13 protein-coding genes are annotated in these 17636 nt (G+C 72.6%); 8 read left to right on the top strand and 5 right to left on the bottom strand.

Features of this window, described 5'->3' with window-relative positions; genetic code table 11:
• The first annotated feature begins 21 nt into the window (after positions 1-21).
• Positions 22-744, top strand: coding sequence for an endonuclease V (locus ACFYPJ_RS32165; protein WP_389024829.1), 723 nt, complete (start codon positions 22-24; stop codon positions 742-744).
• Here ACFYPJ_RS32165 and ACFYPJ_RS32160 read toward each other — a convergent pair.
• Positions 693-881 carry a hypothetical protein gene (locus ACFYPJ_RS32160; RefSeq protein WP_389024827.1) on the bottom strand — a complete coding sequence of 63 codons (189 nt, stop codon included), beginning with the start codon at positions 879-881 and terminating at the stop codon, positions 693-695. The genes ACFYPJ_RS32165 and ACFYPJ_RS32160 overlap by 52 nt on opposite strands.
• Before the next feature lie 258 nt (positions 882-1139).
• On the opposite strand from ACFYPJ_RS32160, the gene mmpA reads away from it, so the two are divergent.
• The 4 genes from mmpA to ACFYPJ_RS32140 all read left to right on the top strand — a co-directional run bounded on the left by mmpA (position 1140) and on the right by ACFYPJ_RS32140 (position 6306).
• Entirely contained in the window at positions 1140-1286 is a 147-nt protein-coding gene (mmpA, locus tag ACFYPJ_RS32155) for a morphogenic membrane protein MmpA (protein ID WP_389024825.1), read from the top strand.
• 282 nt (positions 1287-1568) lie between these two features.
• Positions 1569-2723, top strand: coding sequence for a CaiB/BaiF CoA transferase family protein (locus ACFYPJ_RS32150; RefSeq protein ID WP_389024823.1), 1155 nt, complete (start codon positions 1569-1571; stop codon positions 2721-2723).
• Positions 2724-2859: 136 nt separating this feature from the next.
• A complete protein-coding gene (locus ACFYPJ_RS32145) occupies positions 2860-4074 on the top strand; it encodes an acetyl-CoA C-acetyltransferase (RefSeq protein ID WP_389024821.1) in 1215 nt (404 codons plus the stop codon).
• A gap of 42 nt (positions 4075-4116) precedes the next feature.
• Entirely contained in the window at positions 4117-6306 is a 2190-nt protein-coding gene (locus ACFYPJ_RS32140) for a 3-hydroxyacyl-CoA dehydrogenase NAD-binding domain-containing protein (RefSeq protein WP_389024819.1), read from the top strand.
• A gap of 64 nt (positions 6307-6370) precedes the next feature.
• On the opposite strand, the gene ACFYPJ_RS32135 is transcribed toward ACFYPJ_RS32140, so the two are convergent.
• Both ACFYPJ_RS32135 and ACFYPJ_RS32130 read right to left on the bottom strand, forming a co-directional pair.
• Positions 6371-7105 (bottom strand): MerR family transcriptional regulator, encoded by a 735-nt coding sequence (locus ACFYPJ_RS32135; RefSeq protein ID WP_389024817.1) that lies wholly within the window; start codon positions 7103-7105, stop codon positions 6371-6373.
• Between the two features lie 214 nt (positions 7106-7319).
• Positions 7320-8807 (bottom strand): M1 family metallopeptidase, encoded by a 1488-nt coding sequence (locus ACFYPJ_RS32130; RefSeq protein ID WP_389024815.1) that lies wholly within the window; start codon positions 8805-8807, stop codon positions 7320-7322.
• A gap of 199 nt (positions 8808-9006) precedes the next feature.
• Here ACFYPJ_RS32130 and ACFYPJ_RS32125 point away from each other — a divergent pair, with 199 nt between their 5' ends.
• A complete protein-coding gene (locus ACFYPJ_RS32125) occupies positions 9007-10965 on the top strand; it encodes a Xaa-Pro dipeptidyl-peptidase (protein ID WP_389024813.1) in 1959 nt (652 codons plus the stop codon).
• 198 nt (positions 10966-11163) lie between these two features.
• Here ACFYPJ_RS32125 and ACFYPJ_RS32120 read toward each other — a convergent pair whose 3' ends face one another.
• Positions 11164-12078 carry an NAD(P)/FAD-dependent oxidoreductase gene (locus ACFYPJ_RS32120; protein ID WP_389024947.1) on the bottom strand — a complete coding sequence of 305 codons (915 nt, stop codon included), beginning with the start codon at positions 12076-12078 and terminating at the stop codon, positions 11164-11166.
• A gap of 227 nt (positions 12079-12305) precedes the next feature.
• Here ACFYPJ_RS32120 and ACFYPJ_RS32115 point away from each other — a divergent pair, with 227 nt between their 5' ends.
• Positions 12306-13946: an ABC-F family ATP-binding cassette domain-containing protein gene (locus ACFYPJ_RS32115; RefSeq protein WP_389024811.1), complete on the top strand. Its 1641-nt coding sequence runs from the start codon at positions 12306-12308 to the stop codon at positions 13944-13946.
• 67 nt (positions 13947-14013) lie between these two features.
• Here the strand turns inward: ACFYPJ_RS32115 and ACFYPJ_RS32110 are convergent, their stop codons facing one another.
• Positions 14014-16431, bottom strand: coding sequence for a Tex family protein (locus ACFYPJ_RS32110; RefSeq protein ID WP_389024809.1), 2418 nt, complete (start codon positions 16429-16431; stop codon positions 14014-14016).
• A gap of 169 nt (positions 16432-16600) precedes the next feature.
• On the opposite strand from ACFYPJ_RS32110, the gene ACFYPJ_RS32105 reads away from it, so the two are divergent.
• Positions 16601-17560: a GlxA family transcriptional regulator gene (locus ACFYPJ_RS32105; RefSeq protein WP_389024807.1), complete on the top strand. Its 960-nt coding sequence runs from the start codon at positions 16601-16603 to the stop codon at positions 17558-17560.
• Positions 17561-17636 lie beyond the last annotated feature (76 nt).

Below are 17636 nucleotides of genomic sequence, written 5' to 3'. Positions count from 1 at the left end.
CCCCGTAGGCTCGTCCCCACCATGACGACCCTAGCGCTGCCCGAGAACTGGCCCGTGACCGAGAAACAGGCGCGCGCGGTGCAGGACGCGCTGCGGGGCCGGGTGGTGCTGGACGAGCCCGGACCGCCACCCGGGACGGGCCGGGTCACCGGGGTCGACGTCGCCTACGACGACGGCCGCGACCTCGTCGCGGCCGCGGCCGTCACGCTGGACGCGGCCACCCTGGGGGTGGTCGCCGAGGCGACCGCCGTCGGCCCGGTGGCCTTCCCGTACGTGCCCGGTCTGCTGGCCTTCCGTGAGATCCCCGCCGTGCTGGCCGCGCTCGACGCGCTGCCCGGCCCGCCCGGACTGGTCGTCTGCGACGGCTACGGGCTGGCCCACCCGCGCCGCTTCGGGCTCGCGAGCCACCTCGGCGTCCTCACCGGCCTGCCCACCATCGGCGTCGCCAAGAACCCGTTCACCTTCGCCCACGACGACCCGGCACCGGGCCGGGGCAGCGCCACCCCGCTGCGCGCGGGCGACGAGGAGGTCGGCCGCGCCCTGCGCACCCGGGACGCCGTCAAACCGGTCTTCGTCTCCGTCGGCCACCGGGTGAGCCTGGACAACGCCTGCGCCCATACGCTCGCGCTCACCGCGGGTTTCCGGCTCCCGGAGACGACCCGCCGCGCGGACGCGCTGTGCAGGCGGGCGCTTCAGGAGGCGACGATGCGCCACTCCCCGACCTCGCGGTACCCGGAGTCGTAGACGGCCGAGCCGTCTCCGGGTTCGAGCGCGTAGTGACCGAGGTTTCCGCCCCAGTAGCGCAGGATCCGGCCCAGTTCCCCGGCTCGGTCGCCGGCCGTCGCCGTGTCGTCGACGGCGACCTCCAGAACGAACTTCACGCTGTTTTCCTCCTTGGACCTTGGGCTTCCATTGTTTCATTGAACTCCCCATTGGCACTTTTCCGATCAGGGCCGTTGTAGGCACGCGGTCATCCTCCGAAAAGTCTCAAAGGGAGGAAGAGGGATGGGGGAGGGGACGGCGGTCAGGCCGCCGTCCGCACGTGCGGTCCGTGCCCGCGGTCGCAGCCGTGCCGCAGATGCGCCGTCTGAGTACCTGTACGGATGTGGTCCCGCCGGCCGACCGGCAGGCTGGGCCGCATGACGACCTCACCCTGCCCGCGGCCGGCGCCGCGGCGTCCCCGTCCCACCGGGCGTGCCGCGGCCCTCGCGCTGGCACTCGGCGTACTGGCGGGACTCGCCTGGACGGCGGGAATGATCTACACCCTGGTCGGCTGGATCCGATGAGGACTCGATGGGCCCGTCCCGGACGGCGGAAGCAGGCCGGCAGCTGATCCCGGCGCCGGCTTACCCGAACGGCCCTCCCTCGCCGCCGCCGTACATAGGCGACCGCGCTCCGCCGGACCCGGGCGCACGGCACGCCCCCCGCACGGACGGCCGGTCGTGGCGACGTGCGGGTAACTATGGGTAACTTGGCTGAGCGCTTGTTCATCCGGCCTTGTGCCCGGTGGAGCGTGTTCCTAGCATCAGTGGTGTTACATCGCTTGTGTCACATCGACTGGGGGTCGCATGACCACGGCAGGGGCGCCGACGAAGGGACAGGGCCCGCTCGCGGGGCTGCGCGTGGTCGAGCTGGCCGGTATCGGACCCGGTCCGTTCGCCGCCATGCTCCTCGCCGACCTGGGCGCCGACGTCGTCCGCGTGGACCGGCCCGGGACCCCGCAACTCGCCGTCGATCCGGCCCACGACGTCACCAACCGCAACAAGCGCTCCGTGATCGTCGACCTGAAGTCCGCCGACGGCCCGGCCCGCGTCCTCGACCTGGCCGAGCGGGCGGACATCCTGATCGAGGGCTTCCGGCCGGGCGTGGCCGAACGGCTCGGCGTCGGCCCCGAGGACTGCCACGCCCGCAACCCGCGACTGGTCTACGGACGGATGACCGGCTGGGGACAGGACGGCCCGCTCGCCGACCGCGCCGGCCACGACGTCGCGTACATCGCCGTCACCGGCGCCCTCGGCATGATCGGCGCCCCGGACGAGCCGCCCCCCGTGCCCGCCAACCTGGTCGGGGACTACGCGGGCGGCTCCCTCTACCTGGTCGTCGGCGTGCTCGCCGCCCTCCACCACGTACGCGAGACCGGTGCGGGCCAGGTCGTCGACGCCGCCATCGTCGACGGCACCGCGCATCTCACCGCGATGATCCACGGCATGCTGGCCGCCGGCGGCTGGCAGGACCGGCGGGCCGCCAACCTGCTGGATGGCGGCTGCCCGTACTACGGCACCTACGAGACCGCCGACGGCGCATACATGGCCGTCGGCGCCCTGGAACAGAAGTTCTACGAGGAGTTCCTGCGGCTGCTCGGCCTGGACGAGCTGATCCCGGCCCGCAAGGACTGGACCCGATGGGGTGAACTGCGCGAGCGGATCGCCGCCCGGTTCAAGTCCCGTACCCGCGACGAGTGGACGGCCGTCTTCGCGGACTCCGACGCGTGTGTGGCGCCCGTCCTGTCGCTGCGCGAGGCCCCGCACCACCCGCACCTCGCCGCCCGCGGCACCTTCACCGACCACGCAGGCATCACCCAGCCGGCCCCCGCACCCAGGTTCTCCGCGACCCCGACCGCGGTCCGTACCGCTCCCGCCCGGCCCGGGGCGGACACCGCGGACGTGGCGCGCGACTGGCGCGTACCCGGCTTGCTCTGCGCCCCCGACGGGGACGACGCATGATGGAACCGCCTTCCCCCCGAGCCGCGCCCCGCCCGGCGGTCCGGACCAGCGCGGTCCGGACCACAGCGGACCTGCCCTGGCCTCCCGCGCAGCCCGAAGTCCCCTCGCTCCGCAACCCTCGTGGAAAGGCCCCTCAGTGAGCACCGAAGCGTACGTGTACGACGCGATCCGCACCCCGCGCGGCCGCGGCAAGGCGAACGGCGCCCTGCACGGCACGAAGCCCATCGACCTGGTCGTCGGCCTCATCCACGAGATCCGCGCCCGCTTCCCCGGCCTCGATCCGGCGGCGGTCGACGACATCGTGCTCGGCGTCGTCGGCCCGGTCGGCGACCAGGGCTCGGACATCGCCCGGATCGCCGCCATCGCGGCCGGGCTGCCGGACACCGTGGCGGGCGTACAGGAGAACCGCTTCTGCGCCTCCGGTCTGGAGGCGGTGAACATGGCCGCCGCCAAGATCCGGTCCGGCTGGGAGGACCTGGTGCTCGCGGGCGGCGTCGAGTCGATGTCCCGGGTGCCGATGGCCTCGGACGGCGGCGCCTGGTTCAACGACCCGATGACCAACCTCGCCGTCAACTTCGTCCCGCAGGGCATCAGCGCCGACCTGATCGCCACCATCGAGGGCTTCACCCGGCGCGACGTCGACGAGTACGCCGCGCTCTCCCAGGAACGCGCGGCCACCGCCTGGAAGGAGGGCCGCTTCGAGCGCTCCGTGGTCCCCGTCAAGGACCGCAGCGGCCTCGTCGTCCTCGACCACGACGAACACCCGCGGCCCGGCACCACCGCCGACTCGCTCGCCAAGCTGAAGCCGTCCTTCGCGGACATCGGCGACCTCGGCGGCTTCGACGCGGTGGCGCTCCAGCGGTACCACTGGGTCGAGAAGATCGACCACGTCCACCACGCGGGCAACTCCTCCGGCATCGTCGACGGCGCCGCGCTCGTCGCCATCGGCTCCAAGGAGGCCGGCGAGCGGGGCGGACTCACCCCGCGCGCCCGGATCGTCTCCGCGGCCGTCTCCGGCTCCGAGCCCACCATCATGCTCACCGGACCCGCGCCCGCCACCCGCAAGGCGCTCGCCCGGGCCGGACTGACCATCGACGACATCGACCTCGTCGAGATCAACGAGGCGTTCGCGGCCGTCGTCCTGCGCTTCGTGAAGGACATGGGTCTCAGCCTCGACAAGGTAAACGTCAACGGCGGCGCCATCGCCCTGGGCCACCCGCTCGGCGCCACCGGCGCGATGATCCTCGGCACCCTCGTCGACGAACTGGAACGCCAGGACAAGCGCTACGGCCTCGCCACCCTGTGCGTGGGCGGCGGCATGGGCATCGCCACGATCGTCGAACGCATCTGACCTCCCCAGCGGCAGATTTCCCGACTTCAACGGAGACCCCTCATGACCACGAGCACCACCATCCGCTGGGAACAGGACGACACCGGCGTCGTCACGCTCGTCCTCGACGACCCCGACCAGTCCGCCAACACCATGAACCAGGCGTTCCGGGAGTCGCTGGCCGCGATCACCGACCGTCTGGAGGCCGAGCGCGACTCGATCCGCGGCGTCATCGTCACCTCCGCCAAGAAGACCTTCTTCGCGGGCGGCGACCTGCGCGACCTGATCCGGGTCACGCCCGAGACCGCCCAGGAACTCTTCGACGGCGGCATGGCGATCAAGCGCAACCTGCGCCGCATCGAGACCCTCGGCAAGCCCGTCGTCGCGGCGCTGGGCGGCGCCGCCCTCGGCGGCGGTTACGAGATCGCCCTCGCCTGCCACCATCGCATCGCCCTCGACGTACCCGGTTCGAAGATCGGCTGCCCCGAGGTCACCCTCGGCCTGCTGCCCGGAGGCGGCGGCGTCGTGCGCACCGTACGGCTGCTCGGCATCACCGACGCGCTGCTGAAGGTGCTCCTCCAGGGCACCCAGTACAACCCGAGGCGCGCGCTGGAGAACGGCCTGATCGACGACGTCGCCGGCACGCCCGAGGAGATGCTGGCCAAGGCGCGCGCGTTCATCGACGCCAACCCCGAGTCGCAGCAGCCCTGGGACAGGCCCGGCTACCGCATCCCGGGCGGCACCCCGGCCAACCCGAAGTTCGCGGCCAACCTGCCCGCCTTCCCGGCCAGCCTGCGCAAGCAGACGAACGGCGCCCCCTACCCGGCCCCGCGCAACATCCTCGCCGCCGCCGTCGAGTCCTCCCAGGTCGACTTCGCCACCGCCGAGGCCGTCGAGGCCCGCTACTTCGTGGAACTGGCCGCCGGGCAGACGGCGAAGAACATGATCCAGGCGTTCTTCTTCGACCTGCAGGCCGTCAACTCCGGCGCCAGCCGGCCGCAGGGCATCGAGCCCCGCCAGGTCCGCAAGGTGGCCGTGCTCGGCGCCGGGATGATGGGCGCGGGCATCGCCTACGCGTGCGCCCGCGCGGGCATCGACGTCGTCCTGAAGGACGTCTCCTCCGAGGCGGCCGCCAAGGGCAAGGGCTACTCCGAGAAACTGTGCGCCAAGGCCGTCGCCAAGGGCCGCTCCACCAAGGAGAAGGCCGACGCGCTGCTCGCCCGCATCACGCCCACCGCCGAAGTGGGCGACCTCGCGGGCTGTGACGCGGTGATCGAGGCCGTCTTCGAGGACACCGCGCTCAAGCACAAGGTCTTCCAGGAGATCGAGAGCGTCGTCGCGCCCGACGCGCTGCTGTGCTCCAACACCTCGACCCTGCCCATCACCGCGCTCGCCGAGGGCGTGCAGCGGCAGGCCGACTTCATCGGGCTGCACTTCTTCTCGCCGGTCGACAAGATGCCGCTCGTCGAGATCATCAAGGGCGAGCGCACCGGCGAGGAGGCCGTCGCCCGCGCCTTCGACCTGGTCCGGCAGATCAACAAGACGCCGATCGTCGTGCACGACTCGCGCGGCTTCTTCACCTCCCGCGTCATCGGCCACTTCATCAACGAGGGAGTGGCGATGGTCGCCGAGGGCATCGAGCCCGCGTCGATCGAGCAGGCGGCGGCGCAGGCGGGCTACCCGGCGAAGGTGCTCTCCTTGATGGACGAGCTGACCCTCACCCTGCCCCGCAAGATCCGAAACGAGTCGAGGCGGGCCGTCGAGGAGGCGGGCGGCACCTGGACACCGCACCCCGCCGAGGCCGTCATGGACCGCATGGTCGACGAGTTCGGCCGCACCGGCCGCAGCGGCGGGGCCGGGTTCTACGACTACGACGCGGACGGCCGGCGCACCGGGCTGTGGCCGGGGCTGCGCGAGCACTTCACCCGGCCCGGCCACCGGATCCCGTTCGGCGACATGCAGGAGCGCATGCTGTTCGCCGAGGCGCTGGACACCGTACGGCTGCTCGAAGAGGGTGTGCTGACCTCGGTCGCCGACGCCAACATCGGCTCGGTCTTCGGCATCGGCTTCCCCGGCTGGACCGGCGGTGTGCTCCAGTACGTCAACGGCTACGAGGGCGGGACCGGCACCGGGCCGGCCGGCTTCGTCGCACGCGCGCGTGAACTCGCCGAGCGCTACGGCGAGCGGTTCACCCCGCCCGCCCTGCTGGTCGAGAAGGCCGATAAGGGGGAGGTCTTCACCGACGCCCGCTGAGGCCGGCGGCACCGCCGTGGGGCGGCCCCTCAGGGGGGTTGCCGCACGCTCAGCCGCGCGACACTCAGGAGGATCCGGACGGCGCGGCCGGCTCGTCCGGCGCCCGTCCGTCCCCCAGCCAGACCCGCAGCTCCTCCTTCAGGGACCGCTGGAAGGCGGTCAGCAGGGCCTGGACGACCAGGGGCTGCATATGGGCGGACAGTGAGCGCACGTCCCGGGCGTCCCGCTCCGCCACCTCCTCGCGCAGCAGCCGCGACATCTCGTGCGCCGCCGCGCGGGCGTGCTCCAGCAGCACGCCGCGGGCCGCGAGGATCGACGCCTGCGACAGTGGCACGTCGAGCAGTTCGACACCGAGCCTGAGCAGCCCGAGGTCGACCCGGAACGCGTCCCCGGCCCGCTCGACCACGTCCATCGCCGTCAGCCGGTCCAGGTCGCCCCCGTCCAGCGGACGCCCCGCCCGGCGCTCAAGCTCCGCGCGGGTGAGGGTCCGCGCCGCGTCCGGTGCCCACGAGGACACCACCGCACGGTGCACGGCCAGGTCGTGCGCGGTCAGATCCGGTGGCAGCCGGTGCAGATAGCGCTCGATCGCGGCCAGCGTCATGCCCTGGCTCTGCAACTCCTCGATCAGCGCGAGCCGTGCGAGGTGGCCCTGCCCGTAGTGACCCACCCGGCGGGGCCCGATCGCCGGGGGCGGCAGCAGGCCCTTGGTGCTGTAGAAGCGGACCGTGCGGACCGTGACGCCGGCCCGCGCGGCCAACTCGTCGATGGTGAGGGGTGGCTCCTCGGCGTCGGTCGTCATGCGCAGCAGTATCGCTGTCCCACCACCACTGTGAAACCTCGCGAGGTCCCCGGCCGGGGAGGACGTGGCCGCCTCTGTCAGCCGAGGGCGCGGGGAACAGGGGTCAGGTTCCCCGTGTTCGGGCGAAGCCGCGAACACGGGGAAGCGACGACCGGCCACGACGCACCCGCCGACGAGATCAGCCGATCACCGTCCCGCCCCTCCCGCGGAGGGCTCAGTGCGCGTCGTTCGTCGCCGCGATCTTCTTCCACGACTTCGGCTGGACGGGGGTGGCCTGGACCTTGGCGCCCGCCGTGCCGCGCACCGCGGGCGCGGCCGGCTTGGCCGGCTGGAACAGCCAGGTGTCGAACAGCGCGGCCAGCGGCTTCCCGGACACCTGCTCGGCGTACTTCCGGAAGTCCGTCACGGACGCGTTGCCGTACGCGTGCTCCTTCGGCCAGCCCTTCAGGATGGCGAAGAACGCGTCGTCGCCGACCTCGTTGCGCAGCGCCTGGATGGCCACCGCGCCCCGGTCGTAGACGGCGGTGTCGAACTGGTTGTCCGCACCGGGGTCGCCGGGTGCCACCGTCCAGAACGGGTCGTCGGCCGGGTGCGAGGCGTAGGTGTAGTCCGCCAGTTCCTGCGCGGTGCCCTCACCCTCGTGCTCGGACCACAGCCACTGCGCGTACCGGGCGAAGCCCTCGTTGATCCAGATGTCCTTCCAGTCCTTCAGCGACACGGAGTCGCCGTACCACTGGTGGGCCAGCTCGTGCACGACCACCGAGGTGTTGGAGCCGTTCGCGAACTGCTTCGGGCTGTAGAACACCCGCGTCTGCGTCTCCAGCGCGTAGCTGGTGGTCGTGTTGGGCACATAGCCGCCGGCCGAGGCGAACGGGTACGGGCCGAAGTACCCGCTCAGCCAGTCCAGGATCTCCCCGGTCCGCTCCACGCTCGCCCGGGCCGCGCCGTCGTTGTCCCCGAGGTCCTTGCTGTAGGCGTTGACGACCGGGACCCCGCCCTCGGAGGTGCTGGTCGTGAGGTCGAACCTGCCGACCGCGAGCGTGGTCAGATAGGTGGCCTGCGGCTTGTTCTGGCGCCAGGTGTAGCGGGTCCAGCCGAGTCTGGAACTGGTCGACTGGAGTGTGCCGTTGGAGATGGCCTGGGTGCCGTCCGGCACGGCCACCGACACGTCGTAGGTGGCCTTGTCGAGCGGATGGTCGTTGCTCGGGTACCACCACCAGGCGGCCTCGGGCTCGTCCGCGGCGACGGCACCGTCCGGGGTGCGGTGCCAGGTCGAGAACCCGTACGCGGTCTTCGTGGACGGCACTCCGCTGTAGCGGACCACGACCGTGACCGGCGTGCCCTTCGTCAGGGGCGTCTTCGGGGTGATCTCCAGCTCGTGCTCGCCGGAGGTGGCGAAGGCGGCCTTGGCGCCGTTGACCCGGACCTCGCTCACGTCCAGCAGGAAGTCCAGGTCGAAGCGGGACAGGTCCTGCGTGGTCCGGGCCAGGATCGTCGCCGTGCCGTCGAGTTCGTCCGTCGCGGGCTGGTACTGCAGCCGCAGGTCGTAGTGGGAGACGTCGTAACCGCCGTTGCCGTAGTACGGGTAGTAGGGGTCACCGATGCCCGGAGCGCCGGGGGTGTAGCTCGCGGCCGACGCCGGTACCGCCAGCAGGAGGGAGGCCGCCGCGAGAGCGCCCGGCGCGAAGATTCTGCGGTGCACATGAGCTCCAAGTCGTAGGGGCACTGAGCCTGTTCGCAGCCTATTCAGTCCCGCCGCCTCCTGACGTGTCCACGCCCCGCGCTGTCACACGATCGCCATTCGGCCGTCATGAGGCGGCCCGTGCCACGCGCATGTTCCGGCCCCCCGGCGTGCCACGTGTCCTCTTCTTCACGGGAGTTGGCCGGGGTACCGTCCGCGCATGCCGAAACGTATGCGCTTCACGATCTGGAGACCGCTCGCGGCAGCAGCCGTCGTCGCCCTGACGGCTGCCTTCCTCACTCCGACGGCCCAGGCCGCCACCGGCCCGGCAGCCCGGGAGAGCAAGCCGGTCTACTCCTACGCGAACGCCGTCCGCGAGGCCGTCTGGGTGGACACCGGCCTCGACGCCGACGGCGACGGACACACCGACCGGGTCGCCGCCGACATCGTCCGGCCCCACGAACCCGCCCAGCAGGGCCGCAGGATCCCCGTCATCATGGACGCGAGCCCCTACTACTCGTGCTGCGGGCGCGGCAACGAGAGCCAGCTGAAGACGTACGACGCCCAGGGGCGCGTCGTGCAGATGCCCCTCTTCTACGACAACTACTTCGTGCCCCGCGGCTACGCCGTCGTGGGCGTCGACCTCGCCGGCACCAACCGCTCCGACGGATGCATCGACGTCGGCGGACGCTCCGACATCCAGTCCGCCAAGGCCGTGATCGACTGGCTGAACGGCCGCGCCAGGGCCTACACCAGCCGCACCGGCACCACCACCGTCAGCGCGGGCTGGAGCAACGGCAGAACCGGCATGGTCGGCAAGAGCTGGGACGGCACCATCGCCAACGGCGTCGCCGCCACCGGCGTCGAGGGACTTCGGACCATCGTCCCGATCAGCGCGATCTCCTCCTGGTACGACTACTACTTCGCCCAGGGCGCCCCGCTGTACGACTCCGGACCCGACTGGCTGGCCGGCGCCGTCGAGAGCGACGCCGCCCTCACCCGGTGCGCCGCCGTGCAGCGCACACTCGTCGACGGCGCCCCGCGCACCGGCGACTGGACCCGGCTGTGGAGCGAACGGGACTACGTCAAGGACGCGGGCAAGGTCCGGGCCAGCATCTTCCTCGTGCACGGCATGCAGGACCTCAACGTCCGCACCAAGAACTTCGGCCAGTGGTGGGACGCCCTCGCCGCGCACGGCGTCGAGCGTAAGATCTGGCTCTCCCAGACCGGGCACGTCGACCCCTTCGACTTCCGGCGCGGCGCCTGGGTGGACACCCTGCACCGCTGGTTCGACCATGAACTCCTCGGCTACGACAACGGGATCGACCGGGAGCCGATGGCCGACCTCGAACGCCGGCCCGACCAGTGGGTCACGTCCGCGCTCTGGCCGCCGCGCGGCACCGGCACCACCACCCTGCGGCCCGCCGCCGGCGACCTGGCGGGCGTCGGCACACTCGGCCTGCGCCCCGGCCACGGCACCGAGAGCTTCACCGACGACCCGGGTCTGAGCGAGACCGACTGGGCCGCGGCGATCGGCAGGCCAACCCCCGAGAAGGCCGGGTTCAGCACCGGTCCCCTCCGCCGCGACCTGCGTCTGTCCGGGTCCTCCGCGGTGACCGTGACCGCCACCCCGTCCGCGCCGACGGCCCATCTGTCCGCCGTCCTCGTCGACCTCGGCCCCGACACCGTCCGGGACCACGCCGACTCGGGCGAGGGCATCACCACCGGCACCGACCGGAACTGCTGGGGCGAGAGCACACCCGGGGACAGCGCCTGCTTCAAGGAGACCCGGGCGAAGACGGCGGCCGTCGACTACACGGTTCTCAGCCGTGGCTGGGCCGACCTCGGCACCTACGCCGACCGCGGCAAGGGCGTCCCGCTCACTCCGGGCAGGCCCTACACGATCACGCTCGACCTGGCCGCGACCGACCATGTCGTCCCGGCCGGCCACCGCCTTGCGCTGATCGTCGCGGGCACCGACAGGGGCCTCATCGATCCGCCGGCCGACAGGCCCGCACTCACCCTGGACCTGGCCCGTACGTCCGCCCGGGTACCGCTGGTCGGCGGCGCGGCCGCGTTCGCCCGTGCCGCCTCCGGCGCGGCGTCCACCGCACCCGGCGCCGCGGCCCTGGACGGCGTCCGGGCGCCGCACGCCGTGCAGCGGGTCCCGGCGAGCTGACCGGGAAGGGGCGGCCGGGTCCGGACCCGGCCGCCCCGACGCCGCTCGGCCGCCCACACCGCGGCTCAGCCGCCCCACCCCGGCGGTGCCGCGGGGCGAGCCGTCCCGGCACCGGCCCGGCACAGCAGGGCCGGCACCGCCCCGCACCGGGCTGGAACCGTCCCGGCACCGGCCCGGGGCCTGTCGCAGCCCCGGCGCTCAGGTCTCGGCCAGCCCGGCCGCCTCCCGGGCACACCCCCAGGCCACGGTCACCCCGGCCCCGCCGTGCCCGTAGTTGTGCACCAACGTCCGCCCGCCCGGCAGCGTCCCGTGCTCCAGCCGTACCGTGGGCCGCGTCGGACGCAGGCCCACCCGGTGCCCCAGCACCCGCGCCCCGGCGATCTCCGGCCGGACCGCCGCGCACCGGGCGACGATCTCCTCGGCGGTGCGCGGGTCGGGTTCCAGGGACCACACGTCCCGCTGCGCGGTGCCGCCCAGGATCAGCCCGTCCGGCTGCGGGAAGAAGTAGGCCGAATCGCCCGCGGTGTCGTCGACCGAGGTGAACCAGGTGGTGATCCCCGGGTTCTCCACGACGACCAGCTGCCCCCGGACCGGCCGCACCGCCGGGTCGGGCACCAGCGCACGGGCGCCGAGACCGGTGCAGTTGACCACGGCGGCGGCGGGCACCGCGGCCAGGTCCGACACCGTCCGCTCCTCGACCACCCCGCCGGCCGCCGTCAGCCGCTCCCGCAGCCACACCAGATGGGCCGGCATGTCGACCAACGGCAGCCGCGCCCACACCCCGCCGCCGTCGTCCGTGGCCCGCAGCCCCGGCACCCGCGCCGCCCACGGCCCCAGATCGGCCGGACGGATTCCGAGGTGCACGCCGTCCACCATGCGCACGCCCGTCCGCTCGGGCTGCCGCGCCAGTTCCTCGTACACGACGAGGGAGGTGAGCGCCCAGTCGCCGACCAGCCGCTCCGGCTCGATGCGGTACGGCCACCACAGCGCGCCGGCCACCGCCGAGGTGGTCCGCTCGACGGGCTCCCGCGTCCACACCCGCACCCGCCGGCCGCCGTCGGCCAGCACCACGGCGGTCGTCAGCCCGATGACCCCGCCACCGATCACGATCACTTCGTCACTCGGCTCATGCTCCACGCGGGGACGATAGAACCTCGGCGCCCGAACGGCAGGACCCGCGCGCGGATCGCGCCACGGGCGCGGCGGATTTTGCCCCGTCATGCTCACATCCATGCCGTTCCAGTGATACTCACACCATGTCTGGTGATGCTCACCGTGTTCGGGGCATACACGACCTTCGGCGTGGCACCGGCCGACCGACGACTAGGATCGGCGCTCTGATGACTGCCACCCTCGTCGCCAAGAACCTCGCCGCCGGGCACGGCGACCGCTCGCTCTTCTCCGGCCTCGACCTCGTCGTCGCGCCCGCCGACGTGATCGGTCTGGTCGGCGCCAACGGCGCGGGCAAGTCCACGCTGCTGCGGCTGCTCGCCGGACTCGTCCCGCCCGAGCAGGGCGAACTGCGGCTCTCGCCGCCGACCGCGACCGTCGGCCATCTGCCGCAGGAACCCGAGCGCAGGCCGGACGAGACCGTGCACGCGTTCCTGGCCCGCCGCACCGGCGTCGCCCGCGCCCAGCGGCTGATGGACGAGGCCACCCAGGCACTCGTCGACGGAGCGCCCGGCGCCGACGACGCCTACGCCGCCGCCCTGGAGCGCTGGCTCGGCCTGGGCGGCGCGGACCTGGAGGAGCGGACCGAGGAGGTCCTCGACACGCTCGGACTGGCCGTCGGCCCCGACCAGCCGATGACCTCGCTGTCCGGCGGCCAGGCGGCCCGCGCCCAACTCGCCTCGCTGCTGCTGTCCCGCTACGACGTCTTCCTGCTCGACGAGCCCACCAACGACCTCGACCTGGACGGCCTGGACCGCCTCGAACGCTTCGTGACCGGCCTGCGCGCGGGCACGGTCGTGGTCAGCCACGACCGTGAATTCCTCACCCGCACCGTCACCAAGGTCCTCGAACTCGACCTCGCCCAGCGGCAGATCAACCTGTACGGCGGCGGCTACACCGCCTATCTGGAGGAGCGCGAGGTCGCCCGGCGGCACGCCCGGGACGACTACGAGGAGTACGCCGACAAGAAGGCCGCCCTTCAGGACCGGGCGCAGACGCAGCGCTCCTGGATGGACAAGGGCGTACGCAACGCACGCCGCAAGGCGGCCAACGACAACGACAAGGCCGGCCGCAAGTTCCGCAGCGAGGCCAGCGAGAAACAGGCCGCGAAGGCCCGGCAGACCCAGCGCATGATCGAACGGCTGGACGTCGTCGAGGAGCCGCGCAAGGAGTGGGAACTGCACATGGAGATCGCCTCCGCGCCCCGCTCCGGCGCCGTCGTCGCCACACTCAGGGATGCGGAGGTGCGCCGTGCGGACTTCGTCCTCGGCCCGGTGTCACTCCAGATCGACTGGGCGGACCGGATCGCGGTGACCGGCGCGAACGGCGCCGGCAAGTCGACCCTGCTCGGTGCGCTGCTCGGCCGGGTCCCGCTGACCGCGGGGCACGCCGCGCTCGGCTCGGGTGTCCTGGTCGGCGAGGTGGACCAGGCCCGTGCGCTGTTCCACGGTGCGGAGTCCCTGCTGGACGCGTTCCGCGCGGCGGTCCCCGACACCGAGCCCGCCGAGGTCCGCACCCTGCTGGCCAAGTTCGGCCTGAAGGCGGACCACGTGCTGCGCCCGGCCGCGACCCTCTCCCCGGGCGAACGCACCCGGGCCGCCCTGGCGCTCCTGCAGGGCCGGGGCGTCAACCTCCTGGTCCTGGACGAGCCGACCAACCACCTCGACCTGCCCGCCATCGAACAGCTCGAATCGGCCCTCGACGCCTACGAGGGCACGCTGCTCCTGGTCACCCACGACCGCCGCATGCTGGACGCCGTCCGTGTCACCCGCCGCCTGGAGGTGGCCGACGGCAAGGTCGGCGAGCGCTGACCGCACCGGGCCCGGTTCCTCACGTCGTACCTGAGGAGCCGGGCCCGGACCGTTCGCGCGCGTCGGTTCAGCGGCGGTCGTTCTTCGAGTCGAGCAGGCCCGCGCGCCGCAGCGCGTCCGCCATCGCGCTGTTGGCGGGCGGCGGTGCCTGGCGCCCGCCCCGGTCGCCGCCGCGGCCCTGCCGCTGTCCCTGCCGCTGCTGGCCCTGGCCCTGGCCCTGGCCCTGGCCCTGACGCTGCTGCGGCGGGCGGCCGCCACCGCCGCGCTGCGGCTGCCCCTGCGGCGCGGCCTCGTCGTCCAGCCGCAGCGTCAGCGAGATCCGCTTGCGCGGGATGTCCACGTCCAGGACCTTCACCTTGACGATGTCCCCGGGCTTCACGACGTCCCGCGGGTCCTTGACGAACGTCCGCGACATCGCCGAGACATGGACGAGGCCGTCCTGGTGGACACCGACGTCCACGAACGCCCCGAAGGCCGCCACGTTCGTGACCACGCCCTCCAGGATCATCCCGGACGCGAGGTCGGAGAGCTTCTCCACGCCCTCCTTGAAGGTGGCCGTCTTGAACGCGGGCCGCGGGTCGCGTCCCGGCTTCTCCAACTCCTTGAGGATGTCGCTCACGGTCGGCAGCCCGAACGTCTCGTCGACGAACTCGGACGGCTTCAGCGAGCGCAGCAGGCCCGTGTTGCCGACCAGCGCGGCCACCTCCTGACCGCTGGTCTTCACCATCCGCCGCACCACCGGATACGCCTCCGGGTGCACGCTGGAGGCGTCCAGCGGGTCGGTGCCGCCGCGGATGCGCAGGAAGCCCGCGCACTGCTCGAACGCCTTCGGGCCCAGCCGGGCCACGTTCTTCAGTTCGGAGCGGGACGTGAACGGCCCGTTCGTGTCCCGGTGCGCCACGATGTTCTCGGCCAGGCCGGAGGAGATGCCGGACACTCGCGCGAGCAGCGGCACGGACGCCGTGTTGACGTCCACGCCCACGCCGTTCACACAGTCCTCGACCACCGCGTCGAGCGAGCGGGACAGCTTCACCTCGGACAGGTCGTGCTGGTACTGGCCCACGCCGATCGACTTCGGGTCGATCTTCACCAGTTCGGCCAGCGGGTCCTGCAGCCGCCGCGCGATCGAGACCGCGCCGCGCAGCGACACGTCCATGTCCGGCAGTTCCTGCGAGGCGTAGGCGGAGGCCGAATACACCGAAGCGCCGGCCTCCGACACCATCACCTTGGTGAGCTTCAACTCCGGGTGCTTGGAGATGAGTTCACCGGCGAGCTTGTCGGTCTCCCGGGACGCCGTGCCGTTGCCGATCGCGACCAGTTCGACCGCGTGCTCCTTCGCCAGCCGGGCCAGGGCGGCGATCGCCTCGTCCCACCGGTTGGCCGGCACGTGCGGATGGACGACGTCCGTCGCCGCCACCTTGCCGGTCGCGTCGACCACGGCCACCTTCACGCCCGTACGGAAGCCGGGGTCCAGGCCCAGCGTGGCCCGGGTGCCCGCCGGCGCGGCGAGCAGCAGGTCCCGCAGGTTGGCGGCGAACACGTCGACCGCCTGGTCCTCGGCGGCGGTGCGCAGCCGCAGGCGCAGGTCGATGCCGAGGTGGACGAGGATCCGGGTGCGCCACGCCCAGCGCACCGTGTCCTGCAGCCACTTGTCGGCCGGGCGGCCACGGTCGAGGAGGCCGTAGCGGTGCGCCACCATCCCCTCGTACGACGACGCGGCCGTCGGCGACTCGGACGGCTCCTCCGGCTCTAGGACGAGGTCCAGGACCTCTTCCTTCTCACCGCGCAGCATCGCGAGGATGCGGTGCGAGGGCAGTTCGGTGAACGGCTCGGCGAAGTCGAAGTAGTCGGCGAACTTGGCGCCCGCCTCCTCCTTGCCCTCGCGCACCCTGGCGGCCAGCCGCCCCCGCGTCCACATGCGCTCGCGCAACTCGCCGATGAGGTCGGCGTCCTCCGAGAACCGCTCGGTGAGGATCGCCCGCGCGCCGTCCAGGGCGGCCTGCGGATCGGCGACGCCCTTGTCGGCGTCGACGAAGGCGGCGGCAGCAGCGAGCGGTTCGACCGTCGGGTCGCCGAGCAGGCCGTCCGCCAGCGGCTCAAGACCCGCCTCGCGCGCGATCTGCGCCTTGGTCCGCCGCTTCGGCTTGTACGGCAGGTAGATGTCCTCCAGACGCGCCTTGGTCTCGGCGCCCCGGATCTGTGCCTCCAGTTCCTCGGTGAGCTTGCCCTGCTCGCGCACCGACTCCAGGATCGCCGTCCGCCGCTCCTCCAGCTCCCGCAGGTAGCGCAGCCGCTCCTCAAGCGTGCGCAGTTGCGCGTCGTCGAGCATCTCGGTCGCTTCCTTGCGGTAGCGGGCGATGAAGGGCACCGTCGAACCGCCGTCGAGCAGCTCCACCGCGGCCTTCACCTGCCGCTCCCGTACGCCGAGCTCCTCGGCGATCCTGCCTTCGATGGACCCTACTTCGATGGACCCGGGTGTCGTCACGATCCCGTACCGCCTTCTCCACTGAGGTTGCGCGGCAATTGTGGCAGGTGGCACCGACAACCCGGGATCAGGGCGCACCCGACGCACGGGCGCGTCGGCCGGTCCGATGGCAGGAAAGGTGGGAAACACGTCATTGCGGCCGTCCCCGGGGGCGCGAAGAATCGACGGTATGGCGCAGCGAACCATCCTCGTCGTTCTCTTCGACGACGTGCAGAGCATCGACGTCACCGGCCCGGTGGAGGTCTTCGCCGGGGCCGAGCGGTGTTCCCCGGGGACGTACCGGATCCGTACCGCGTCCCTGGACGGGGCCGCGGTGCGTACGTCCAGCGGTCTCACCCTGGTGCCGGACGAAGCACTCGACGAGGTGTCCGATCCGCACACGCTGCTCGTCCCCGGCGGGCCCGGCACCCGGCGGCCCGATCCCCGGCTGACCGCGTGGCTGCGCGTCCACGGCCCGCGTGCCGGGCGTCTGGTCTCCGTCTGCACGGGCGCGCTCCGGCTCGCCGAGGCCGGCCTCCTGGACGGCCTCAGGGCCACCACGCACTGGGCGTACTGCGACCGGCTGGCCCGCGACCACCCGGCCGTGCGGGTCGACGCGGACCCCATCTACGTACGCGACGGGCGCGTCGCCACCTCGGCCGGGGTGACGGCGGGCATCGACCTCGCACTCGCCCTCGTCGAGGAGGATCTCGGCCGGGACGTCGCGCTCACGGTCGCCCGCCGTCTCGTGGTGTTCCTGCGCAGGCCCGGCAACCAGGCCCAGTTCAGCGTCCAGCTGGCGGCGCAGACCGCCCGGCGTGAACCCCTCCAGGAGGTGCAGCGGTGGATCACCGAGCACCCGGCCGCCGACCTGACCGTCGAGGCGCTGGCGGCCCGGGCCGCGCTCTCCCCGCGCCACTTCGCGCGCGCCTTCCAGTCCGAGACCGGCACGACGCCCGGCCGCTACGTCGACCGGGTGCGCCTGGAACACGCCCGCCGTCTGCTGGAGGACACCGGCGACGGCATCGGGGAAATCGCCCGGGCCTGCGGCTACGGCACGCCCGAGGCCATGCGCCGCGCCTTCACCCGGGCAATGGGTGCGCCCCCGGCGGAATACCGACGCCGCTTCCGCCCCGCCCCCACCAGCTGACCCCGACCATGCCGGCCATCGACCCGACGGTGCCAGGCCATCGACACCGACCGTCCGACCACCTGCCCGACCACCT

It is taken from the genome of Streptomyces sp. NPDC006012, from assembly GCF_042871185.1.
GTDB lineage: Bacteria > Actinomycetota > Actinomycetes > Streptomycetales > Streptomycetaceae > Streptomyces.
This window is presented reverse-complemented; position numbering and strand designations above follow the sequence as displayed.